Annotated in this window: 20 protein-coding genes; 12 read left to right on the plus strand and 8 right to left on the minus strand. The window is 70.8% G+C overall.

The genetic code is table 11. From position 1 onward, the window contains the following. Positions 1-23: 23 nt before the first annotated feature. Positions 24-935, minus strand: a complete 912-nt coding sequence (locus tag ACYVLP_RS24185) for a hypothetical protein (RefSeq protein ID WP_460629837.1) — start codon at positions 933-935, stop codon at positions 24-26. A 140-nt stretch (positions 936-1,075) separates the two neighbouring features. On the opposite strand from ACYVLP_RS24185, the gene ACYVLP_RS24190 reads away from it, so the two are divergent. The 5 genes from ACYVLP_RS24190 (at position 1,076) to ACYVLP_RS24210 (ending at position 7,786) form a co-directional block, all read left to right on the plus strand. Next, positions 1,076-1,813, plus strand: coding sequence for a response regulator transcription factor (locus ACYVLP_RS24190; protein ID WP_460629838.1), 738 nt, complete (start codon positions 1,076-1,078; stop codon positions 1,811-1,813). Continuing rightward, a complete protein-coding gene (locus tag ACYVLP_RS24195) occupies positions 1,791-3,449 on the plus strand; it encodes an ATP-binding protein (RefSeq protein WP_460629839.1) in 1,659 nt (552 codons plus the stop codon). Before ACYVLP_RS24190 ends, ACYVLP_RS24195 begins: the two co-directional genes overlap by 23 nt. 176 nt (positions 3,450-3,625) lie before the next feature. Beyond that, on the plus strand, positions 3,626-5,665 hold the full coding sequence (locus ACYVLP_RS24200) for a glycosyltransferase family 39 protein (protein ID WP_460629840.1): 2,040 nt from the start codon (positions 3,626-3,628) through the stop codon (positions 5,663-5,665). 23 nt (positions 5,666-5,688) lie between these two features. After that, positions 5,689-6,114, plus strand: a complete 426-nt coding sequence (locus ACYVLP_RS24205) for a GtrA family protein (RefSeq protein ID WP_460629841.1) — start codon at positions 5,689-5,691, stop codon at positions 6,112-6,114. An 85-nt stretch (positions 6,115-6,199) separates the two neighbouring features. Next, a complete protein-coding gene (locus tag ACYVLP_RS24210) occupies positions 6,200-7,786 on the plus strand; it encodes a M1 family metallopeptidase (RefSeq protein ID WP_460629842.1) in 1,587 nt (528 codons plus the stop codon). A gap of 86 nt (positions 7,787-7,872) precedes the next feature. Here the strand turns inward: ACYVLP_RS24210 and ACYVLP_RS24215 are convergent, their stop codons facing one another. Further along, the gene (locus ACYVLP_RS24215; protein ID WP_460629843.1) at positions 7,873-8,958 is read right to left on the minus strand and encodes an MBL fold metallo-hydrolase; all 1,086 of its coding nucleotides are present in this window, start codon (positions 8,956-8,958) and stop codon (positions 7,873-7,875) included. A 152-nt stretch (positions 8,959-9,110) separates the two neighbouring features. Beyond that, positions 9,111-10,427: an MBL fold metallo-hydrolase gene (locus tag ACYVLP_RS24220; protein ID WP_460629844.1), complete on the minus strand. Its 1,317-nt coding sequence runs from the start codon at positions 10,425-10,427 to the stop codon at positions 9,111-9,113. Positions 10,428-10,626: 199 nt separating this feature from the next. Between ACYVLP_RS24220 and ACYVLP_RS24225 the strand changes: the two genes are divergently transcribed. From ACYVLP_RS24225 to ACYVLP_RS24245, 5 genes are all read left to right on the plus strand, one after another. Then, positions 10,627-11,181, plus strand: coding sequence for a toxin-antitoxin system HicB family antitoxin (locus ACYVLP_RS24225; RefSeq protein ID WP_460629845.1), 555 nt, complete (start codon positions 10,627-10,629; stop codon positions 11,179-11,181). A gap of 75 nt (positions 11,182-11,256) precedes the next feature. Next, complete coding sequence (locus ACYVLP_RS24230; RefSeq protein ID WP_460629846.1) at positions 11,257-12,126, plus strand: DUF4097 family beta strand repeat-containing protein; 870 nt, start codon at positions 11,257-11,259, stop codon at positions 12,124-12,126. Then, positions 12,123-12,425, plus strand: a complete 303-nt coding sequence (locus ACYVLP_RS24235) for a hypothetical protein (protein ID WP_460629847.1) — start codon at positions 12,123-12,125, stop codon at positions 12,423-12,425. Before ACYVLP_RS24230 ends, ACYVLP_RS24235 begins: the two co-directional genes overlap by 4 nt. Before the next feature lie 180 nt (positions 12,426-12,605). Next, positions 12,606-13,238 carry an FMN-binding negative transcriptional regulator gene (locus ACYVLP_RS24240; RefSeq protein ID WP_460629848.1) on the plus strand — a complete coding sequence of 211 codons (633 nt, stop codon included), beginning with the start codon at positions 12,606-12,608 and terminating at the stop codon, positions 13,236-13,238. 96 nt (positions 13,239-13,334) lie between these two features. Next, on the plus strand, positions 13,335-13,619 hold the full coding sequence (locus ACYVLP_RS24245) for a hypothetical protein (protein WP_460629849.1): 285 nt from the start codon (positions 13,335-13,337) through the stop codon (positions 13,617-13,619). A 25-nt stretch (positions 13,620-13,644) separates the two neighbouring features. On the opposite strand, the gene ACYVLP_RS24250 is transcribed toward ACYVLP_RS24245, so the two are convergent. After that, positions 13,645-15,318: an NAD(P)/FAD-dependent oxidoreductase gene (locus ACYVLP_RS24250; RefSeq protein WP_460630032.1), complete on the minus strand. Its 1,674-nt coding sequence runs from the start codon at positions 15,316-15,318 to the stop codon at positions 13,645-13,647. A gap of 158 nt (positions 15,319-15,476) precedes the next feature. Here ACYVLP_RS24250 and ACYVLP_RS24255 point away from each other — a divergent pair, with 158 nt between their 5' ends. Together ACYVLP_RS24255 and ACYVLP_RS24260 are read left to right on the plus strand one after the other, a co-directional pair. Beyond that, entirely contained in the window at positions 15,477-16,748 is a 1,272-nt protein-coding gene (locus ACYVLP_RS24255) for a type 2 periplasmic-binding domain-containing protein (protein ID WP_460629850.1), read from the plus strand. Between the two features lie 48 nt (positions 16,749-16,796). Further along, entirely contained in the window at positions 16,797-17,384 is a 588-nt protein-coding gene (locus tag ACYVLP_RS24260; RefSeq protein WP_460629851.1) for a DNA-3-methyladenine glycosylase I, read from the plus strand. Between the two features lie 22 nt (positions 17,385-17,406). On the opposite strand, the gene ACYVLP_RS24265 is transcribed toward ACYVLP_RS24260, so the two are convergent. The 4 genes from ACYVLP_RS24265 to ACYVLP_RS24280 all read right to left on the minus strand — a co-directional run bounded on the left by ACYVLP_RS24265 (position 17,407) and on the right by ACYVLP_RS24280 (position 21,774). Further along, positions 17,407-19,002 carry a phytoene desaturase family protein gene (locus tag ACYVLP_RS24265; protein ID WP_460629852.1) on the minus strand — a complete coding sequence of 532 codons (1,596 nt, stop codon included), beginning with the start codon at positions 19,000-19,002 and terminating at the stop codon, positions 17,407-17,409. 3 nt (positions 19,003-19,005) lie between these two features. Next, positions 19,006-20,100, minus strand: coding sequence for an SGNH/GDSL hydrolase family protein (locus ACYVLP_RS24270; protein ID WP_460629853.1), 1,095 nt, complete (start codon positions 20,098-20,100; stop codon positions 19,006-19,008). A 74-nt stretch (positions 20,101-20,174) separates the two neighbouring features. After that, on the minus strand, positions 20,175-21,266 hold the full coding sequence (locus ACYVLP_RS24275) for an AI-2E family transporter (protein WP_460629854.1): 1,092 nt from the start codon (positions 21,264-21,266) through the stop codon (positions 20,175-20,177). A gap of 19 nt (positions 21,267-21,285) precedes the next feature. Next, on the minus strand, positions 21,286-21,774 hold the full coding sequence (locus tag ACYVLP_RS24280; protein ID WP_460629855.1) for a DUF1269 domain-containing protein: 489 nt from the start codon (positions 21,772-21,774) through the stop codon (positions 21,286-21,288). Positions 21,775-21,856 lie beyond the last annotated feature (82 nt).

Genomic DNA, 21,856 nt, shown 5'->3' on the forward strand with positions numbered 1-21,856 from the left:
TGAGGTGGCAGGTCGGCCCCGGATCAGGCTTGACCCGAGCTTTGACCGTTCGCGAAGGGGGCGGCGCCCTGGTCGAGCTGGTTCAGCTGCTGGTTCAGCTGCTGGAGCAGCTGCTGCGGGTCGAGGTTGCCGAGCTGGCTGAGCTGGTTCGGGTCGAGCTGGCCGAGCTGGTTCGGGTCGATCCCGTTGAGGCCACCGCCAGGTATGCCGTTCTGGAGGTTGGGCAGCTGGCCACCCTGGCTGCCCTGGCCGTTCTGGTTGCCCTGGCCAAACGGGTTGAAGCCGTTGCCGCCCTGGCCGCCGTTGAACTGGAACGTGCGCCCGCCGCCCGGGCCGAACCGGCCGCTGTCGCCGGTCGACCCGGCAGGCATCGCCGCAGCTGCGCCGATCGCACCCACGGAAGCCAGCACGATCGCCAAGCCGGCTGTGATGGCGGTCTTCTTGGCACTCCAGCGTCCGCCCCCGGTCGGGGCCACCGGCACGGGCTCACCGGGCGGGGCCGCCGGGACCGGGCCGGAGGGCGGGTTGCCGAACGCGGCGAACGAGCCGGCAGGCCCGCCTCCGGACGGCGCAGCCGCGTGGGCAGCGGGAGCCTCGGTGGTGGACCGGGAGCCGAACCAGCGCTGCCACCCCGCCGGGCCGGAGCTGCGCGGCGGCAGGCCGGTCGCCGCGAGCGGCGCGTCGGGACCGACGACGGGAGCCACCGGGACGGGCGCCGTCGGCGGTGCACCGGTCGGACCTGACGCGACCTGCTGGGCAGGCGTGGCCGGGAGGGCAGGGGTGGTCGGGACGGCGGCATACTGGTAGGCCTGCGCCGGCGGCGCGATCGGCTGCTCGCTCGGCGGTGTCTGCGCGCTCGGCACGTTCGGGTCGAACATCGGCAGCGTCGGCCGCGGCTGCTCGCCCGGCGTCTGGGGCGTGGGCTCGGTGGTCATGGCCAACACGCTCGGCGGCGCACCTGTGCGAGTGCTGTGGCGCAGCCATCCCAGTGCTGGGACTCTTGGACAGAAGGTCCACAGAAAGGGCACAGGAACATGCTGGCCACCGCACAGCACTCACAGATTCACTGGATGACATGAGCGAGAAGACCAAGCAAGCCGCCGCCAAGCTGCAACGCCTCGACGGCTCCCCCGTGCGCGTGCTCGTCGTCGACGACGAGGCGAACCTGACCGAGCTGCTCGGGATGGCGCTGCGTTACGAGGGCTGGGACGTGCGGTCTGCTGGGTCCGGCATGGAAGCCGTCCGCGTCGCTCGCGAGTTCGACCCCGACGCGGTCGTGCTCGACATGATGCTCCCCGACTTCGACGGCCTCGAGGTGCTGCGCCGGATGCGCACCGACAACCCGAACGTCCCGGTGCTGTTCCTCACGGCCAAGGACGCCGTCGAGGACCGCGTCTCCGGGCTGACGGCCGGTGGCGACGACTACGTCACCAAGCCGTTCTCCCTCGAGGAGGTCGTCGCCCGGGTCCGCGCCCTGATGCGTCGCACCACCGTCGCCGTGTCGGCGTCCGAGTCCATGCTCGTCGTGGGCGACCTCACGCTCGACGAGGACAGCCACGAGGTGATGCGCGCCGGTGACGAGATCCATCTGACCGCGACCGAGTTCGAGCTGCTGCGCTACCTCATGCGCAACCCGAAGCGGGTGCTGTCCAAGGCCCAGATCCTCGACCGCGTCTGGAACTACGACTTCGGCGGCCAGGCCAACGTCGTCGAGCTCTACATCTCCTACCTGCGCAAGAAGATCGACGCGGGGCGCGAGCCGATGATCCACACCATGCGAGGGGCTGGTTATGTCCTCAAGCCGGTCCTCTGAGTCGACGCGTGCCCCTGAGCGGACCTCCTCGATCTCAGACCTGGTCGACGAACCCCGTCCCGAGGACCTCCCGTCGGCCGACGACGTGCAGGCCCCCTCGCTCGCCCCGAAGCGGTCGCTGCGCGAGCGGTACCGAGACGCGCGCGAGAGCATGGTCCCCTGGTCGGCGTGGACGCTGCGCGCGAAGCTCGTCGCCTCGATGCTGGCGCTGTTCACCGCGCTCAGCCTCGCCACCGGCGCCGTCACCGTCCTCGCCCTCAACAACCAGCTGACGAGCCAGGTCGACGACCAGCTCAACGAGTCGATCAGCCGGATCCTCCACGGCGGCCCGCTGCCCGACTTCCAGGTCACGCAGGAGAGCCAGCGGCGTCCCGGCGGCCCCGGTGACGAGGGCCTCATCGCCTTCCTGCCGAACCAGCCGACGGCCCTGTTTCCCACCGACGTCGGTGCGGCCACGTCCCTGGACAAGAATCGCCGCAACCTGACCACCGACCAGCTCTCGATCCTGGCGCACTCCGGTCTCGGCAAGGACGCGACGGACGTCGACCTCGGCGGGAACCAGGGCACCTACCGCGTCGTAGCCGCCTACACGGCACTCGGTCAGCGTGACATTCCCATGCAGGCCACTCCCGGCGTGATCATCGTCGGCCTGCCGACGACGCCCAACCAGCACACCGTCCAGCGGATGGTGGTGTTCGCCATCGGCACCGCCACGGCCGGCATCGTGCTCGTCGCGGTGATCGGGACCTGGCTGGTCCGGCGCAACCTCGAGCCGCTGCGCCGCGTGGCCGCCACGGCCACGAAGGTGTCGAAGATGCCGCTGCACACCGGACGGGTGGCGCTCGCGGAACGGGTCGACCCGGCATACATCGACGAGCGCACCGAGGTCGGCAAGGTCGGCGCTGCGTTCAACGAGATGCTCGACCACGTCGACGAGGCGCTCAACTCACGCCACCAGAGCGAGCAGCGGGTGCGGCAGTTCGTCGCGGACGCATCGCACGAGCTGCGCACGCCGCTCGCGTCGATCAAGGGGTATGCCGAGCTGTCGCGTCGCGAGCCGAACCCCGTCCCCGAGTCGGTGACCCATGCGATGGGCCGCATCGAGTCGGAGGCCACCCGGATGAGCTCGCTCGTCGACGACCTCCTGCTGCTCGCCCGCCTCGACGCCGGGCGTCCCCTCGAGAAGGCGCCGGTCGACATGTCGGCGCTGGTCATCAACGCCGTGAGCGATGCGTATGCCGCGTCGCCCGGCCACCGCTGGGACCTCGACCTGCCGCCGGAACCGGTGGAGGTCAGGGGAGACGCCGCGCGGCTGCACCAGGTCGTGGCGAACCTGCTGGCCAACGCGCGGACGCACACGCCCGATGGCACGCGCGTCACGACGTCGGTCCGCGAGGAGGGCCCGTGGATCCGCGTGGCGGTCCACGACGACGGTCCCGGAGTGCCGGTTGCCCTGCAGCCCAACGTGTTCGAGCGGTTCGCCCGTGGCGACGGGGCCCGCACCCGGTCAGGCGGCAGCACGGGCCTCGGTCTGTCGATCGTGGCTGCCGTGAGCAAGGCACACGGTGGCCGGGTCGAGCTCGACAGCAAGCCTGGGGACACGACGTTCTCGCTGCTGCTGCCCGCGACGGTCTGACCCGGGCTGTTGCTCCTGAGACGGAGCGCTCACTCGACCGGAGGTGGCTGGGGGGTGTGACCCCGCCCCCCAGCCATCCCCGGTCGAGTGAGCGCTCTTTCCCGCCAGACGCACTCATCACGGCGGCAAAGTGACGTCACAGCAACGGCACAGTGCCGGCCGCGACGGTTGTCGACATGGACACGATGACCCTCACCTCGCCGGGCGCCTCGGCGGCCCCTGCGTCGACGACCGGGCCCGTTCCGGGCCAGCCGATCGCCACCGAGCCAGCAGCGGGAGCGGGTCGTCCCGGACGGCTTCGCCGCCTCTGGCGCGGGGACGAGTCCGACCCGGCCTGGGCCCGCCCGGCCATGATCGGCCTGCTCGTCGCGACGCTGGTGCTCTACACCTGGAACCTCACTTCGAGCGGCTACGCCAACTCCTTCTACTCCGCCGCCGCTCAGGCCGGCAGCGCCAGCTGGAAGGCCTTCTTCTTCGGCAGCTCCGACGCCTCGAACTCCATCACCGTCGACAAGCCGCCGGCCTCGCTGTGGCTCATGGCCCTGTCGGTGCGCATGTTCGGACTCAGCTCCTTCTCGATCCTCATCCCGCAGGCGCTCATGGGGGTGGCGACGGTCGGCGTGGTCTATGCGACCGTCAGGCGGCACTTCGGCGCCGCGGCCGGCCTCATCGGCGGGGCCGTCGTCGCGCTGACCCCGGTCGCCGCGCTGATGTTCACGTTCAACAACCCCGACGCCCTGCTCACCCTGCTCATGGCGCTCGGCGCGTGGGCCACGATGAAGGCGATCGAGCAGGCGTCGCCCAAGTGGATGATCATCGTCGGCGTCTTCATCGGCCTCGGCTTCCTCACCAAGACGCTCCAGGTGCTGCTCGTCGTCCCCTTCTTCGGCATCGCCTACCTCGTCGCCGCGCCGACGACGCTGCGTAAGCGAATCGTCCACTCCCTCATGGGAGTCGGCGCAATGGTCCTTTCTGCCGGCTGGTGGGTCGCCATCGTCGAGCTGATCCCTGCCTCGGCCCGGCCCTACATCGGCGGCAGCCAGACGAACTCCTTCCTCGAGCTGACCTTCGGCTACAACGGCCTCGGCCGCCTCTCGGGCGACGAGACCGGCTCGGTCGGTGGCGGCGGCGGTGCCGGCGGCGGGATGTGGGGCCAGACCGGCCTGCTTCGCATGTTCTCCTCCAGCGTCGGCGACCAGATCTCGTGGCTCATCCCGAGCGCGCTGATCCTGCTCGCAGCCGGCCTGTGGCTGCGCGGACGGCGCCCCCGCACGGACCTCCGCCGGGCGGCATACCTCGTCTGGGGCGGCTGGCTCGTGGTGACGATGATCGTCTTCAGCCTGATGGCCGGCATCTTCCACGAGTACTACACGGTGGCCCTCGCGCCCGCGGTCGGAGCGCTCGTCGGCATGGGCTCGGTCGAAGCGTGGGAGCGACGCTCGTCCTCGGTCGGCACGATCGCTCTTGCCGCAGCGACGGCTGCTGCGGCCGTCTGGAGCTTCCTGCTCCTGTCCCGAACGACCGCCTACGGCGACTGGCTGCGCATCACGGTGCTCGCCGTGGGGATGGCCGCCGCAATGCTGATCCTGGCGGTCCAGTGGCTGCACGCGAGGGCGATCCCGTTCGTGCTCGCCGGCGCGCTCGTTGCCGGGCTGCTCGGCCCGACGGCATACACCCTCTCCACGACCGCCCAGGGCCACACCGGCTCGATCGTGACGGCGGGACCGAGCGGAGGCCAGGGTGGCCCCGGCGGCGCGGGCGGGCCTGGCGGCTTCGGCGGCGCGGGTGGCCCTGGCGGCTTCGGCGGCGCTCGCGGGACCGTGAACGGCGGCGGTGGTGGAGGCATGGGCGGGCTGCTCGACGCGACCACCCCTGACACTGCAGTGGTCTCGGCCCTGTCGGCCAACAGCGACAAGTACACCTGGGTCGCGGCAGCGGTCGGCTCCCAGACGGCTGCGGGGCTGCAGCTCGGCACTCAGCTGCCCGTCATGGCGATCGGAGGCTTCAACGGCTCCGACCCGAGCCCGACGCTCGCGCAGTTCCAGCAGTACGTCGCGAACGGCCAGATCCACTACTTCGCCTCCAGCGGGCGTGGCTTCGGGGCCCAGAACGGCGGCAGCAACGCGGCGTCCGAGATCAGCTCGTGGGTGGAGCAGAACTTCACCCAGGTGACGATCGGCGGCTCGACGTTCTACGACCTGACGCAGCCGAAGTGACCCAGACAAGCACGGCGACGACCATGTCCGCACAGCGAATCCGCCTGTCGCACCAGCTAGTTCGCTTCGCTGGCGTGGGAGTGCTCTCCACCGCCCTGCACCTCGGCCTCTTCGCGGCCCTGGTGCGGGGCGGGGTCGGGTCCCAGCTCGCCAACGGCATCGCGCTCGTGCTCGGGACGGTCTTCAACACCGCGCTCAACCGGGCCTGGACCTTCGGGGTGACCGGTCGCCGGCGCCTCGTCTCCCAGCACGGGCAGGCGCTGGTCATCTTCGCGATCACGTATGCCGCGACGTCCCTGGCGCTGGCCGTGCTGGCTCACGTCGCTCCCGACGCGAGCACGCTCACGCAGACGCTCGTCGTGGCCATGGCGAACGTGCTGTCCACGGCGGCCCGGTTCGTCGCGATGAAGCGCTGGATCTTCGTGCAGCGCGCGGACGAGGGCGCCTAGGGGCGCCTACTCCGCCCACGCAGCGTCTCCCGGCAGTACGGTGAAATGCTCGCGCCGCCCGGCGCGGCAGGCTGGGGAGGCCACCGTGAAGGGAAAGCTCAGGACCCGTGCGGCCGTGACCGCATGCATCGCAGCAGCAACCACAACAGCACTTGCACTCTGCGCGCCCCTCGCGAGCGCAGACGACTCCGGCCAGAAGAACGGCCGCTTCACCGCCGGCACCCCGGGTGTCGGTGACCGCTACTACCCGCTCGCCGGCAACGGCGGCTACGACGTCGGGCACTACGACATCACCGGCACGTACGACCCGGCCACCGACGTCTGGTCGGCAACGACGGTCATCTCGGCGACGGCGACCGCCGACCTCTACCGCTTCGACCTCGACTTCGACGGCATGACGATCAGCAGCCTCGTCGTCGACGGCAAGCGGGCAACGTGGACGCGCGACGGCGCGGAGCTGGTCGTCGTGCCGCAGCGCAAGATCCAGTCGGGGCACCCGGTCACCATCGAGGCGACGTACTCCGGTGTGCCCAAGGAGTTCCTCCTGCCGCTGGGCGACGTGTCGCTCCGCACCGGCTTCATGGCGACCGACGACGGCGCGACCGTCGCCGGGCAGCCCGATGTCGCTGCCGGCTGGTTCCCGGTCAACGACCACCCGAGGGACAAGGCGGCATACGACTTCCACGTCACCGTGCCGGAGGGGCTCGGCGTCGTGGCCAACGGGTTCCTCGCAGGGACGACGACCCGGGCCGGATCGACTCGGTTCGACTGGCACGCACCGGAACCCATGGCCAGCTACCTGGCAACGATCGACATCGGGCACTGGGATGTCCGCTCGGGCACGACCGCCTCGGGGCTGCCGTTCTACGACGCAGTCGACCCCAACCTGCTGAGCGACCCGGAGCTGGGGCCGTCGATCAACGCCTCGCTCGCGCGACAGGGTGAGATCGTCGACGTGCTGTCGGCGGCATTCGGGCCGTACCCGTTCTCGACCGTCGGGGCGATCATCGACGACCAGGACGACCTCTTCTTCGCCCTCGAGACGCAGACCCGGCCGGTCTACTCGAAGTACTTCTGGCCCGACGGCGGCGACAGTGTGATCGCCCATGAGCTCGCCCACCAGTGGTACGGCGACCACGTGGCGCTCGAGCAGTGGCAGGACATCTGGCTCAACGAGGGCTGGGCAACGTATGCCGAGTGGGTCTGGGCGGAGCACGAGGGGTTCTTCACGCCGCAGGACGCGCTCGACTTCTACTACTCGGTGATCCCGGACGACGATCCCTTCTGGGCGTTCGTCGTGGGGGAGCCGCCGCACGACGACCTGTTCGGCAACCCGGTCTACCTCCGCGGCGGCATGACGCTGCAGGTGCTGCGCAACCGGGTGGGCGACGACGCGTTCTGGGAGATCGCACGGTCGTGGGTGCGCGAGCAGGGCGGTGGCACCGGCACGACGGCCCAGTTCATCGCGCTGGTCGAGCGAGTCTCCGGGCAACAGCTCGACGACCTGTTCGACGCCTGGCTGTTCACCGGGTCGAAGCCCCCGATGACGACGCTCGCGGCCCGCTCCGCCGCCGCACCGCAGGGTATGCCGCAGCGCCTTCCGCAGCGTTCAGCCGCGGTGCGCACGTGGGATGCCCAGTTCACCGAGCGCCTCTCCGCGGGCCGCTACTGAAGATGAGGCGGCGTCAGCGCTGATGCTCAGCGGTCAGTGGTGTGACACACCCCGCTGGACGAGCGCTGACGCCGGGACCAAGCCCGCTAGTCGTGGTCGTCGGCCGCCGCGGCCGCCTCCCACCAGGGGTCCTGGTGGGAGGCCACGACATTGTCGATGTCGAGGTCGGTTCCGTTGTCGCTGAGGACGACTCGCGTGCCGACGACCGGGGAGACGAGACGCACGCCGCGCTCCTGCGCCGCCGTGCGCGCCCGCCGGATCGGCTCGCTCCACCAGTGCATGGCCAGGTTGAACGTGGCCCAGTGGATCGGCAGCATGACGGAGTCCGTCTCGCCCTTGTTGACGTCGAGGTGCGCCGACACGGCCTGCTCGGGATCGAGGTGGATGTCGGGCCAGTGCAGGCTGTAGGCACCCACCGGGATGAGCGTCAGGTCGAACGGGCCGAGGTCTGCACCGATGTCGACATAGCGGTGGGTCGGGCCGGAGTCGCCGCCGAAGAAGACCGAGTGCCGCGGGCCGATCAGCGACCAGGCCGCCCAGAGCGTCTGGTTCCGCACGAAGCCGCGCCCTGAGAAGTGACGTGCCTCCGTGCAGACCAGGCGGATCCCGGCGACCTGGGTCTCCTCGCGCCAGTCGAGGCTGGTGACCCGGCCTGGGGGCACGCCCCACGCGAGCAGATGCTCCTCGACGCCGAGCGGCACGACGTAGTGCGGCCGGTGGGTGCGTTCGAGCATGGCGATCGACGGCTCGTCGAGATGGTCGTAGTGGTCGTGGCTGATGACGACCGCGTCGAGTCGTGGGATCTCGGCGATGCTGCCGGGGACGGGGTGGAGGCGCTTGGGGCCGAGGAAGGCCGACGGCGAGCAGCGGTCGCCGAAGACCGGGTCGAGCAGGAAGCGCCGGCCGTCGAGCTCGACCACGCTCGTCGCATGGCCGTACCACGTCACGGCGAGGTCGGCCGCCTCCTGCGGGTGCTGCGGGCGCACGAGGGGGATCGTCCCGGCAGGTCTGCCCCGTCCGCGCTCTCTGATCGCGGTGACGAGCATGCTGCTGCCACCCTCGGCCTCCGCGGTCGCTACCCAGTGCGCCGGCTCGTGCGACTGGAACGCACCGTCGCGGTAGTTGGGCGAGTCGCTCACACGGCGGCGGACCGCCGCGGTCGTGGCACCCATACGTCGAAGGATCGGCAGCTGCACGTCAGCCTCCCAAAGGTTGGTTCGTTCGCATAGTTCCAGCGCTCGGTGCGTCCCGCGAGTTCCGCCGGCCGCGTGCGTCTTTGCAGGCCGGGGTCGTATGCCGTCCGGTGCACACGCAGGGAACGCCGTCAGTCGTGGTCCTCCGGGTCGGAGCACGCCTCCCACCAGGGCTCGCTGAAAGCGCTCGCCACGTCCCGGGGCTCACCGACGGACAGGTCGACGCGCTCACCGATACGTGGGGAGGCGATCGGGATGTCCGCCTCGGCGGCGGCCCTGCGGGCCCGTCGCAGCGGCTCGGCCCACCAGTGCATCGCCAGGTTGAAGGTCGCCCAGTGCACCGGGACCATGACCGACTCGCGTGCCGCGGTGGCGGTGGTGCGAGACGTGTGGGTCGGCTCGCCCTCCTCGTACGCACCTCCCGGGGTGTCGATCCGCTGGTCGCCGTCGATGAAGTCGTCGGCGACACCGGCGGCGTCGCGCGCCAGGGTGGCCGGGTCGGTGCCGATCCGGTTGACGTCGCGGTGGGCGGCGACTGCCTGCTCCGGGTCCATGTGGATGTCCGGCCAGAAGCGGTCGTACGCGCCGACGGGCATCAGCGTGAGGTCGAACGGGCCGAGGTCGGCGCCGATGTGCGCGAAGCGCTTGGAGGTGCCGGAGTCTCCCGCGAAGAAGACGGAGTGCCCCGGGCCGCGCAGAGCCCACCCCGCCCAGAGCGTCTGGGAGTCGACGAAACCGCGGCCCGAGTTGTGCCTGGCCTCGGTGCAGGTGAGCCGGATGCCGCTCCGCTCGGTCTCCTCGCGCCAGTCCAGGGCGGTGATGCGCTCGGTCGGGACTCCCCAGGCGACCAGGTGGAGGTCGACGCCGAGCGGGACGACGTAGTGCGGCCGGTGGGTGTGCTCGAGCATGACGATCGAGGGCTCGTCGAGGTGGTCGTAGTGGTCGTGGCTGATGAGCACCGCGTCGAGAGTCGGGATCTGCTCGATCGGGCCGGGGACGGGGTGCAGTCGCTTCGGGCCGGTGCGCGTGGACGGGCTGACGCGGTCGCTGAAGACGGGGTCGATGAGGAACCGTGCCCCGTCGACCTCGACGACAGTGGTCGCGTGGCCGTACCACGTCACCGCGAGGTCTCCGGGATCCTCCGGGGGCTTGGGCCGCACGATCGGGACCTCTCCGACGGGCCGGCCGCGGCCGTGCACCCGGATCGCCGCGAGCAGCGCGCTCGTCTGGGCCCGGACGCGGGGGCGCAGCGAGGGCTCGGCCGACTGGAACCGGCCGTCGCGGAAGTTCGGGGAGTCTCGAACGTGGGGGACGATCGAGGCGGGGGCGGCCCCCATCCGGTGCATGATCCGGATGAAGTCGCGGGCTCGGGCTCCTGAGGAGACCGCGGCGATGGCTGAGGACAGGGCACGGACGGACGGTCGGTCGGACGTGGCGAGGCTTCGCATCGACACCCTCTCTGGCGGCGGAGCGGCAGGGGTGGCGCCGCGGGCCCCATTGTGCCCATGAAGCCTGCTCGTGGGCCGTCTGGAGACGACCCCTCGATCGTCGAGTGGTCAGGTCGACACGGCCGCGTGAGCTGCCGCATCACCGGTTGGTGGCATTGGGGTGTTGACATGACACCATGATGGTGTCAGAGTGATGCGCATGGACATCACAGAGCACGTGGACGCACTGCGTCGGGATCTCGCCCAGGCGGCCAGGGCGATGGGACCAGAGCTGGAGCAGGCCGCCGAGCGGCTCGGCTACGCGCTCGACTCCTCGGCCCGGCTGGCCCTGATGGACGCCCTCTCGCACGCGGCCGCCGAGATCACCAACGAGCTGGACGGGACGTCCGTCGAGGTGCGCCTGCACGGCCGCGAGCCGGTCTTCGTCGTGGTCGGCGAGGGCCCCGCAGTGGCCGACACCCAGGCGATCGGCGCCGATGACACCACGATGATGTCACCGGAGGACGAAGGTGCCGAGACGGCGCGGATCACGCTGCGCATCCCCGAGGCGCTCAAGACCCGCGCCGAGGACCTCGCCGCCGGACGCGGCCAGTCGCTCAACACGTGGATCGTCAACGCCGTGCGGGCCGCGACGTCGCACCCCGGTCTCACCATCAACGTCGGCCCCGGCTTCGGCCCGGGCGTCAGCTTCGGCCCGGGTGCGCCCGGCCGCAACCGCTCCTCCAACAAGCGAGTCCAGGGCTGGGTGCGCTGAGCGCGCGTCCGACCCGGATCTCCCACTTCATCTCCCAGCAACGACCACCGGCAGCACCCAACGAAGGGGACACCCATGAGCACCACCCTCGAGACCCATTTCGAAACCACGGGTCCCATCAACCTCAAGGTCGAGCTGCTCGTCGGCGACGTCAAGCTCACCGCCACCGAGCGCACCTCCACCTCCGTGCGCCTCGTCCCGAACGGCCGCAACGGTGAGGAGCTCGCCGAGAAGTTCACCGTCGAGGCACACGGCAACGACGTCGTGGTCCTGTCACCCAAGGTGCGCGACGGCTTCTGGGGCTTCGGCAGCAAGGGCTCGGTCGACGTCGAGGTCGACCTGCCCGTCGGCAGCACCGTCGACGTCAAGACGGGCTCCGGCGACGTCGAGGCCACCGGCCTGCTCGGTGACGTCCGGGCCGCGACCGGCTCCGGAGACCTGTCCTTCGACGAGGTCGCGTCCGCCGACGTGAAGTCGGGGTCCGGCGACATCGCACTGCGGTCGACGAGCGCCGACGCCAACGTCCGGACCGGCTCGGGCGACATCACCGTCGGCAGCGCCGGCGGCCGCCTCGACCTCGTGTCCGGCAGCGGCGACATCGAGCTGCGCCGCTCGGACGCCTCCGTCCGCGGCAAGACCGGCTCGGGCGACCTCCGGATCGGCGCGAGCAGCGGCGACCTCGACCTGATGACCGGCACCGGTGACGTCGTCCTGTCGGCCGTCCACGGCGGGCAGATCAAGGCGAAGACCGGCACCGGTGACGTCAACGTCGGCGTGGCCAACGGGGTCGCCACCTTCCTCGACCTCAACACTGTCACGGGCGACGTCGACGTCGCCCTCGAGTCGACCGATGGCCCCGGGGACTCCGAGTCGCAGGCGAGCCTGAGTGTCCAGTCCGGCAGCGGCGACATCCGCGTCAAGCGAGCGCAGGTGAGCCTGGCATGAGCACCCCGACAGGAGGCGTGGCCCTCACGCCCCACGAGGCGCTGGCCCGTCAGATCATCGTCCAGCGGGTGGCCGCGAAGCACCACGCTCCGCGCACGACCCGGCGGCACATCCGTGCGGCGCTGCTGCTCCGCTCGCTCGCCGAGCGGCTGGATCCCCCGGCGCAGCCCGAGGGCGAGGGCCGGATGCCGCACGGCGCCCAGCCGCACGCCGCGTCCCGTCTGGGTCTCGCCGGGGCGCACGCCGGGGCTCCGCGCCCCTGGTCCGCCGCGCCGCGCGCCGCCCACCGCCACTCCTGACCCCGCACAGCCCGCCGCAACACACCCGGTAACCGGATGCCCGACATGGTTGCAACCCTGTCGAGGTGACGACTTCCGGGTGTGTTGCGCGCCGAGGGCAGCCGGGTGGCCGCTCGACGTGGGACGTGGGACGTGGGATGTGGGACGTGGGTGAACGGATGGGGATGCGAGGATCGGGGGATGTACGTGCCTGCGTTCAACGCGATGGATGACGACGAGGTGCGGTCCTTCCTCGCCGCCCACCCGGCGGCGCACCTGGTCACGGTGGGCCCCGACGGTCGGCCCGACGCCACGCTGCTGCCGATCATCGTCGACGAGTCCGGCGACGGCGCGCGGGTGCTCGGCCACTTCGCGCGGAGCAACGACCACTGGAGGCGGATCGCCGACGGTGGGCCGGGACTCGTGGTCGTCTCCGGCGCCGACGCCTACATCTCGCCGAGCTGGTATGCCACCAAGGCCGAGCACGGCCGCGTCGTCCCGACCTGGAACTACTCCGAGGTGCACCTGTCCGGCCCCGTCGCCGTGCACGACGACCCCGACTGGGTCCTCGACATCGTCACCCGGCTGACCGAGCGGCACGAGACGCATCGCGACCCGGCGTGGTCGGTCACCGACGCACCCGAGAAGTTCATCCGCACCAGGCTCCGCGCGATCGTCGGCGTCGAGCTGGTCGTCGAGCAGGTCGAGGGCAAGGCCAAGCTCGGCCAGAACCGCTCCGAGGCCGACCGCACCGGGGCGGTCGCGGGGCTGCGAGCGGAAGACGACCCGGCGGCATACGTCGTGGCTCGTGAGATGGAGTCGACGCTCGACTGAGCGCCGAACTGCTTGGGGCCCAAGGGAACCGGGCTCCATCGGAACTTCAGTGGTTTGTCACAGACACGCCACAGCGCCGGCCCCGAGGCTCGTCACATGGACACCACACCCCGCCCTGCAGACCCCCGTCCGACCGTCCGCACGGCCCTGCGTCGCGGGCTCGGCGCCGCCGGCGCTGCCGTGGTCGTCGCGTTCGTCGGCACGGCCGGACTCGGGGCCGCACAGGCCCACGCCGCCGGCATCGCCAGAGGACTTGAGTTCGTGGGCACAGCCAAGCCGCACCACCACGGGGTGCCTGCCGCCCACCCGGCCAACCTGCCCGCAGCCACGACCGTCGCCGTGCGCTACTCGTTCAACAACGGTGAGCTGATCCGGCTCTGAGCGAGCCAACGCCGAGCGGGCGGGGTCAGCTGCCCGGAGACAGCCACGCGTGCACGAGCGGCACGACGGACGCGCCCTCACCGCTCGCGGCCGCCACACGCTTCATGGACCCCGACCGGATGTCGCCGGCCGCGAAGACGCCGGGCACGGTCGTCTCGAGGCTCTCGGGCGGCAGGCCGTTGCGCCACTTGTCCTGCGGCACGTCGCGGCCGGTCAGGACGAACCCGCGCTCGTCGCGGGCGAGTGCGTCCGGCAGCCACTCGCAGTAGGGCGCGGCCCCGATGAGCAGGAACAGCCCGCGGCACTCGCGGCGTCGCACCGTCCCGTCGGCAGTGTTGCGGACCCTGACCCACCCGAGCCGGCCGTCGTCGCCAGGCCCGCCCTCGACCACCTCGGAGCACGGCTGCACGGTGATCCTCGGGTTGTAGTGGATCTCGCCGACGAGGTACTGCGACATCGTCTCCTCGAGCGACTCGCGACGCACGAGGATCGTCACCGACCGGGCGAACCTCGCCAGATGGATCGCGGCCTGACCGGCCGAGTTTCCACCGCCGACGACGATGACGTCGTAGCCCTCCATCTCGCGGGCGGCGGTCATCGCGCTGCCGTAGTTGACGCCGAGCCCGATGAGAGGCTCGATGCCGGGCGCGTCGAGGCGGCGGTACTTGACGCCGGCCGACACGACGACCGCGCGGGCCCGGACGTCGCCGCCCTCGGTGCACAGGACGTGCGGTGTGCTCGTGCCGTCCTCCTCGGGCTCGCCCGGGACGAACGACGTCACGGGCCAGCCGGTGAAGAACCGGGTGCCGAAGCGGATCGCCTGGTTGCGGGCGCGCTGCGACAGGCGCATCCCGGAGATGCCGCGCGGGAAGCCGAGGTAGTTGCGGATCATGGACGACGTGCCGGCCTGCCCGCCGATGGCCTCGGCCTCGAGCACGATCGTCGACAGACCCTCGGACGAGGCGTACACCGCCGCGGCCAGGCCCGCCGGCCCGGCCCCGACGATCGCGAGGTCGACGACCTGGTCGACGTCGATGTCGGCCGGACGCCCGTAGATGCGCACGGCGACGTCGTGCACGCTCGTCGCGGTGCCGATGGTCTTGTCCATGGCCTGCACGATCGGGAAGACAGGCTCGCCGTCGACGTGCGAGAGCACGAGCCGCCCCTCCTCGCTGTCGGGTGCGTACGCCCGGTTGGGCATCCCCATGCGGTCGAGGTAGTCGCGGATGCTCAGGGTCAGTGCGTCCTGGACGGGTGACACGATGCGCACCGTCACGACCTCGGGCTCCGCCACGGTCGAGCCCCAGTCGGACAGCAGCTCGCACACCGCCGTGTGGAACTCCTCGTCGCGCACGCCGCGGGGCATGAGCAGGTATGCGTCGTACTTGCCCTTTGCGAGGCCGGACCTCAGGCCCTCGGCGTCCTCCCGGAACATCGACCAGTGGGCGGCGATGAGGCGCCGTGCGGTCGGCACAGTCGCGCGCCACCAGTGGAACGCCTCGAGCACATTGGCGTCGGGCAGCCGTGACTCGGACACGAACATCGCGACCTGGCCGCCGTCGGCGACGACCTGCTTGGCCACGGTCTTGGCCTCGGCCGCAGACGTCGCCGTGCGGATGTCGTAGTCGCGCCGGTAGCGGCCGAACTCGTCGGCCAGCTGGTCGGTGCGGGTCTCGGACACGAGGATGAGGGCCGGCATCACCCCATCGATCCTAGGAGACAACGGCACGCGGGTACCGAGGCGGCAACGCTTTCGTCATTTTGGGGTGAACCGTCCACCCCTGGTGCCAGGCTACGTTCGATCGTGGATGACCGCATCGATCGACGGACTCACGACAGGGACCGAGGGAGCCACCGATGTCACGGATGTTCAGGCACACCACCGCAGTCGCCGCAGCAGGCTTGGCCGGCATGCTCGCCCTGGCCGCATGCAGCTCGAGCGACACGCCCAGCAACACCACGGGCGGCTCGCCGAGCGCAGGCGGCACGGGGGGAGGCGGTGGCGCGACGATCAAGTTCATGGTCCCGTCGGGCAGCCCGGCCGACGTCACCCTCATCCAGAACGTCGTCAAGCCGTGGGAGGACCAGACCGGCAACAAGGTCGAGGTGGCCGCGGCGGCGAGCGACATCGGCAAGGAGCTGACCGATGCCTTCAAGGCGGGCACGCCTCCGGACCTGTTCTTCACCGACGCGGGGAACTTCGCCACCTACGCCAAGGACGGCAACCTCTTCGCGTACGGCGACCAGCTCGACATGACGAGCGACTTCTACCCGCAGCTGGTGCAGACCTTCACCAACGGCGGCAAGTTCTACTGCGCGCCGACGGGCTTCACGACCCTCGCCCTCGTCATCAACCCGGACCTGTGGAGCGCAGCCGGCCTGACGACGACCCAGGTGCCGACGACATGGGCCCAGCTCGAGACCATCGCCCAGAAGCTCACGGCCAACGGCGTCAAGGGCCTCGTCGTCGGCGACACCATCGACCGCGTCGGCGCCTTCATGCGCCAGGCCGGAGGCTGGATCGTCAACGCCGACCAGACCCGGATGACGGCCGACACCGCGACGAACCTCACCGGCGTCACCGAGGTGCAGAAGCTGCTCAAGGGCGGCAGCACGGCATACCCGAAGGCACTGGGTGCGACGACGAGCGCCGAGGCGTACGGCATGGGCAAGGCCGCGATGACGATCGAGGACAACACGATCAAGTCGGTGCTCAAGAACAGCTACCCCAACACGAAGTTCATCGCGGTCGAGCTGCCCGCCGGCCCGGCGTCGAAGGGCACCCTCGCCTTCGCGGACTGCTACGGCATCGCCGCGGCGAGCAAGAACCAGCCCGCCGCCGTCGACCTCGTGAAGTTCCTGTCGACGACCAACCCGTCGATGCAGCTCGCCGGCGGGCTCGGTTTCATGCCGCCGCTCCGGTCGGCCCAGCAGGCCTTCGTAGGGCAGTTCCCGTCCGACAAGGCGTTCGTCGCCGGGGTGACCTACGCGACGCCGCCGGTGACGGTCGCCGGCATGGAGACGGCGCTCGACACGTTCGACACGAAGCTGGCCGGCCTGCCCGATGCGGACCCGAAGGCGATGCTGCAGCAGCTGCAGAAGGACGGCGACGCGGTCTTCCAGCAGTGAGCTGGGCGACGGCTTCGGCTGTCATGGCGGTGCCTTAGGGTCACCGGCATGACGGTTGTCGGAGCGGACGGGCTGGCTAGACCCACCTGGGCGTCGGTGGATCCACTGCTGATGGAGTACTACGACACCGAGTGGGGGATGCCGGTCCGGGACGAGCACGGGATGTACGAGCGGATCTGCCTCGAGGGGTTCCAGTCGGGCCTGTCGTGGGCCACGATCCTGCGCAAGAGGCCGGCGTTCCGGGCGGCCTTCGCCGACTTCGACCCCGACGTCGTGGCCGGGTTCACCGACGCCGACGTCGAGCGGCTCATGGGTGACGCGGGCATCGTCCGCAACCGCGCGAAGATCCGGGCCGCGATCGCCAACGCCCGCGCGACGGTCGCGCTGCGCGAGGAGGGCGGGCTCGTCGACCTCGTGTGGGGCTTCAAGCCGGCCGACACCCCTCGTCCCAATGACTATTCCGAGCTGCCGACCGTTTCAGAGGAGTCGAAGGCCCTGTCGAAAGCCTTGCGCAAGAAGGGTTTTGCGTTCGTCGGCCCGACGACCATGTATGCGCTCATGGAGGCCGTGGGCATCATCGACGCGCATCTCATGGCAAGCCACCGTCGCGGGTCATCGGGCATCTGGCCCGCCTGACGAGCCGCTGGGTCACGCGGGCTCACCGGTCGAGGACCGCCCGGGCTGCGTTGTGACCCGGGATGCCGCTCACACCCCCGCCACGGCGGGCGCCAGCGCTCGCGAGGACGACGTTCCCGTATGCCGTCTCGACGCCCCACGAGCCCACCTCGCCGGGCCGCTCGGCCCAGGGCCACTGCAGTGACCGGTGGAAGATGTGACCGCCGGGCAGCCCGAGCGCGTGCTCGAGGTCGACCGGGCTCCGAGCCTCGATGCACGGGTTCCCGGCGGCGTCGTGCACGAGCAGGGGCTCAAGAGGCTCGGCGAGCACGGAGTCGATCGACCGGATGGTCGCCTCCAGGGCCTGCTTCGTCGCGCCGTCGTTGTCGACCCTGAAGAGACGGATGGGAAGGTGCAGCGCGAAGACCGTCAGGGTCTGCACGTCGGTCGCAGCGAGCCCCGGCCCGAGGATCGAGCGGTCGCTCAGGGTGTGGCAGTAGAGCTCGCATGGCGGACGGTCGGGGATGCGACCGGCGCGGGCGGCGGCATACGCCCGCTCCAGCTGGGCAAGGCCCTCGTTGACATGAAAGGTGCCGGCGAACGCGGCACGCGGGTCGACCGACTCGTCATGCAGGCGCGGCAGCCGGCTGAGCAGCAGGTTGACCTTCAGCTGCGAGCCCTCGACGTCCGGCTCGGTCGGCACCGGCGGTGCGCCGCTCGCCGCGAGCAGCCGGTTGAGCACCTCCGGGGCGCACCCCGCGACGATGGCGGACGCCCGCGCGGTGTGCGTCGTGGCCGAAGTCCGGCCCGCAGATGTCCGACCGTCCGGCGCCCCGGAGTCGGTCCACGCGACCTCACCTGTCGACGGGTCGAGCGAGCAGACCTCGGCATTGGTCACGACCGTCGCTCCCGCTGAGACGGCCGCTGCCGCAAGCGAGTCCGTCACTGCGCCCATCCCGCCGACCGGCACGTCCCAGTCGCCTGTCCCGCCGCCGAAGAGCATGTAGAGAAGGCAGATGTTCTGTCGCAGGCCTGGGTCGTCGAGCGAGGCGAACGTCCCGATCAGCGCGTCCGTGGCGATGATGCCGCGCAGGGTGTCATCCGTCGTGACGGCGCGGACCAGGTCACCCGCCGGTCTGGTCGTCAGGGCGTCGAAGAGGTCGTCGTCGCCCACGAGCGCGCGGACGTGCTCGCGGGATCGCAGCGGCTCGAGCGTGGTCGGGAAGACCCGCTCGGCGAGCCGGCCCATGCGCGCGTAGAAGTCCGTCCACCCGGCATATGCCGCGTCGCCACCGGTGAGGGCGCCGAACCGCGCGCGCGTCGCGGCGTCATCGGCGCTGTCGACGAGCACACCACGCTCGGGCCGCCCTGGGACCGGGGTGTACGACGAGAACCGTCGACGCACGAGCCGAACGTCGAGGCCGAGGTCCGTGACGATCTGCCGCGGCAGCAGCGACACGAGATACGAGTAGCGCGACAGGCGGGCGTCGACGCCGTCGAACGGCCGGGTGGACACCGCTGCGCCGCCGACCCGCCCCGACCTCTCGAGGACCAGGACGCGGCGCCCCGCCCGCGCGAGGTACGCGGCGGCGGTCAGCCCGTTGTGACCGCCGCCGACGATGACGTCGTCAAACCGCATGCGTCAATGGTGCGTCGCAGCCCAGGCCGCGTCCTGCTTCGCGTTGGCGGCGCGGTCCGCGGCGTCGATGCTGGCCCGGCTCCTGAGGTCGACGCCTGCCTTGGCGGCTGCCGCCTTGGCCTGCGGCGTCGTCAGGTCAGGCAGCACGAACTCCTTCGGCGCGATGAGCCGGTCGGCCGCTGCAAACCGGGCTGCATCCTTCGTGATCGCGCTCGCAGAGTAGGTGGCGGCCGCCGCGGCCACGGCGGCGATGCCGAAGGCCGGCTTGGTGACGACGGCATAGCCGTCGCGGTGCCCGGCGACGTTGGGGTGGTAGCTCTCCCCGACCGGGTTGGACAGGCCGTTGATCCACTCGACGGAGTCGCACACCGCGTGCCCGACGAACTTCGAGGTCGGGTTGACGAAGGTGAAGCCCTTGGCCGCAGCGGCGGTGGCGGTCCGTGAGTTGAGCAGGTCTGCCGTCGCGTTCAGCCGTGTCTCCTCCGCCGGCGAGAACCACGTCAGCAGGTTGCAGTCCTGGCCGTTGAAGATCCGCGGGTACCCGACGACGATCACCTTCGCGTTCGGCGCCTTGCTCCGGATCGACGTGTACAGCGTCGAAAGGCGCCCGGGCAGCGTGTTGTTGATGATGTTCTGCGCCGTGTCGATGGCCCCGTTGCAGTTGCTCAGCCATCCCGGCTTTGCGCACTCGGTGAGCACGCTGGCGAAGCCGGCGTCGTTGCCGCCCACCGAGATCGTCACGTATGCCGTCGCACTCGTCAGCGCGGACAGCTGGGTGTTCGTGACGTCGGCGACGGTCGCGCCCGAGCAGGCGCGGAAGGTCAGGGCCAGACCGAGGGAGGCCGCGTCGAGCGACGGGTAGGCGTAGACCGACCGCTGGCAGGACGTGCCGTCGTTGATGTAGGTGCGGGTGCCCGTGCCGGAGGAGTACGAGTCGCCCAGGGCGACATAGCTGGCGGCCGCCGCCACGGCGGGTGTGGCGGCCGCGAGAGCCGCGCCGGTTCCGGTGAGGATGGCCAGCCCGGCGCCGACGAGCCGGCGGCGGGTCAGGTGGCGGGTCGTTGACTGTGGGGTGGGGATGACGGGCCTGCTCTTCACGACGCACTCCTTTGTGGTCGAAGGCTGATGACCGGACAGTAGGACGGCGGGCACGGGCCCGCGGCCTGAATCGCTCATTCCAGCCGGCGGTCGCCGAGCAGCGCCCCGACCCACCGGGTGCGGGGGTCGACGTCGACGAGCAGCGCCTTGGCGAACAGCGTGAGGGGGACCGCGAGGATCGCACCGAGGGGACCGATGATCGCCGCCCAGACGACGAGCGAAAGGAACGTCACGGTCGCCGACAGCCCGACCGCGTCGCCGACGAGCCGAGGCTGGATGACCGACTGGATGACGAGGTTGACGACGCTGTAGGCCACGATCACGGTGAGACACAGCTCCCAGCCGCCTTCGAGCAGCGCCAGCACGGCCGGCGGGATGAGGCCGATGACGAAGCCGATGTTGGGGATGTAGTTGGTGATGAACGCCAGGAGCCCCCAGAGGAGCGGCGCCGGCACGCCGAGGGCCCACAGCATCAGGGTGTCGATGACCGCGACGACGAAGCCGAAGACCGACGACACGATGAGGTAGCGCCGGGTCAGGTGGGTGAAGCTGTCCATCGCCTCGACGAAGGCCGGACGCTCGGCCCGGAGGCGCTCGAGGGAGGCCGTGAACCGGCTCGCGTCCATGCAGGTGAACAGCACCAGGGCCAGGACGAAGACCAGGCTCGTCAGCGCGGACACCACGCCACCGAGCAGCCCGGCGAGCCACGCGTTGAGGCCGTTCAGGTCGACGGACGACAGCATCGCGCCACTCTCGGGTGCCTGGACACCCAGCCCCGCCAGCCACGACGTGACCTGCGCGACGAGGTCGTCGAACGTGGCGGCATACGTCGGTATGAGCTCGGCGAACCGCGCCACCGACACGACGAGGAGCACGACGAACACGATCAGGCCGACGGTCACGACGACGATCGCGGCGGTCGCGCCGAGCCAGCGCGGGGCGCCGCGGTCGACCAGGAGCGTGCGGATCGGGCTCGCCGCGACCGTGAGCACGAGAGCGAGGAACGCCGGCGCCACCAGGCCGGAGATCCGGTGCAGCCCGAGCACGAAGACGAGCCCCGCCGCCAGGCCGACGATGACGACGAGCCCACGCGGCAGCAGCTGCCCGCCGGCCTGCACAGGGGCGCCCGGCGGCACCTGGGTGGATGGTTCCGGTTGCGACGGCATGGGCGCCGCGGGGGCGGCCTCAGTCCTCGCCGAACGTCGCGAGCAGCTTCGCCTCGTCGTCCCCGGAGAGGTTGGACTGGATCAGGGTGGGGCGGAGCCCTTCGAAGGCCGGCAGGACCTTGTCGAGCACCGCGTCGGAGGTCAGCGCGAACAGCGCCGACGTGCCGGGCGTGACCTCCTTGCGGACGTTGTCGATGAAGGAGTCGTCGATGCCGACGTCGCTGAGCGCACCGGCCAGCGCGCCGGTCGCGGCACCGATCGCTACGCCGAGCAGGGGCACGAAGAAGAGCAGCCCGAAGAGCAGCCCCCAGAAGGACCCACCGAGGGCGCCCTTGCCGGCAAGGTTGTTCAGCTGGCGCGTCTTCGGCTTCTTCTTGTCCGAGGGCCAGGACACCGTGGCGGCGTCGTGCAGCGTGATGAGCTCTTGGCTGACGAGATCGCGGAGGGTCTCCACGGCCTGGTCGGCACCCTCAGCCGAGTCGAACTTCCAGACGGTCAGGGTTGCCATGTGTTCCTCCCGGTGAGGGTCGGTTGGTGGGCAGGGGTCGGGCGAGCCGACCCCTGCAGCGTCCTCCCGCGGTCGTCCGGGA

The organism is Intrasporangium mesophilum (assembly GCF_054783095.1).

Coding starts and splice junctions, on each gene's coding strand:
- ACYVLP_RS24185 (WP_460629837.1), bottom strand. CDS start 935: ATGACCACCGAGCCCACGCCCCAGACGCCGGGCGAGCAGCCGCGGCCG.
- ACYVLP_RS24190 (WP_460629838.1), top strand. CDS start 1,076: ATGAGCGAGAAGACCAAGCAAGCCGCCGCCAAGCTGCAACGCCTCGAC.
- ACYVLP_RS24195 (WP_460629839.1), top strand. CDS start 1,791: ATGTCCTCAAGCCGGTCCTCTGAGTCGACGCGTGCCCCTGAGCGGACC.
- ACYVLP_RS24200 (WP_460629840.1), top strand. CDS start 3,626: ATGGACACGATGACCCTCACCTCGCCGGGCGCCTCGGCGGCCCCTGCG.
- ACYVLP_RS24205 (WP_460629841.1), top strand. CDS start 5,689: ATGTCCGCACAGCGAATCCGCCTGTCGCACCAGCTAGTTCGCTTCGCT.
- ACYVLP_RS24215 (WP_460629843.1), bottom strand. CDS start 8,958: ATGGGTGCCACGACCGCGGCGGTCCGCCGCCGTGTGAGCGACTCGCCC.
- ACYVLP_RS24220 (WP_460629844.1), bottom strand. CDS start 10,427: ATGCGAAGCCTCGCCACGTCCGACCGACCGTCCGTCCGTGCCCTGTCC.
- ACYVLP_RS24225 (WP_460629845.1), top strand. CDS start 10,627: ATGGACATCACAGAGCACGTGGACGCACTGCGTCGGGATCTCGCCCAG.
- ACYVLP_RS24230 (WP_460629846.1), top strand. CDS start 11,257: ATGAGCACCACCCTCGAGACCCATTTCGAAACCACGGGTCCCATCAAC.
- ACYVLP_RS24235 (WP_460629847.1), top strand. CDS start 12,123: ATGAGCACCCCGACAGGAGGCGTGGCCCTCACGCCCCACGAGGCGCTG.
- ACYVLP_RS24240 (WP_460629848.1), top strand. CDS start 12,606: ATGTACGTGCCTGCGTTCAACGCGATGGATGACGACGAGGTGCGGTCC.
- ACYVLP_RS24245 (WP_460629849.1), top strand. CDS start 13,335: ATGGACACCACACCCCGCCCTGCAGACCCCCGTCCGACCGTCCGCACG.
- ACYVLP_RS24250 (WP_460630032.1), bottom strand. CDS start 15,318: ATGCCGGCCCTCATCCTCGTGTCCGAGACCCGCACCGACCAGCTGGCC.
- ACYVLP_RS24255 (WP_460629850.1), top strand. CDS start 15,477: ATGTCACGGATGTTCAGGCACACCACCGCAGTCGCCGCAGCAGGCTTG.
- ACYVLP_RS24260 (WP_460629851.1), top strand. CDS start 16,797: ATGACGGTTGTCGGAGCGGACGGGCTGGCTAGACCCACCTGGGCGTCG.
- ACYVLP_RS24265 (WP_460629852.1), bottom strand. CDS start 19,002: ATGCGGTTTGACGACGTCATCGTCGGCGGCGGTCACAACGGGCTGACC.
- ACYVLP_RS24275 (WP_460629854.1), bottom strand. CDS start 21,266: ATGCCGTCGCAACCGGAACCATCCACCCAGGTGCCGCCGGGCGCCCCT.
- ACYVLP_RS24280 (WP_460629855.1), bottom strand. CDS start 21,774: ATGGCAACCCTGACCGTCTGGAAGTTCGACTCGGCTGAGGGTGCCGAC.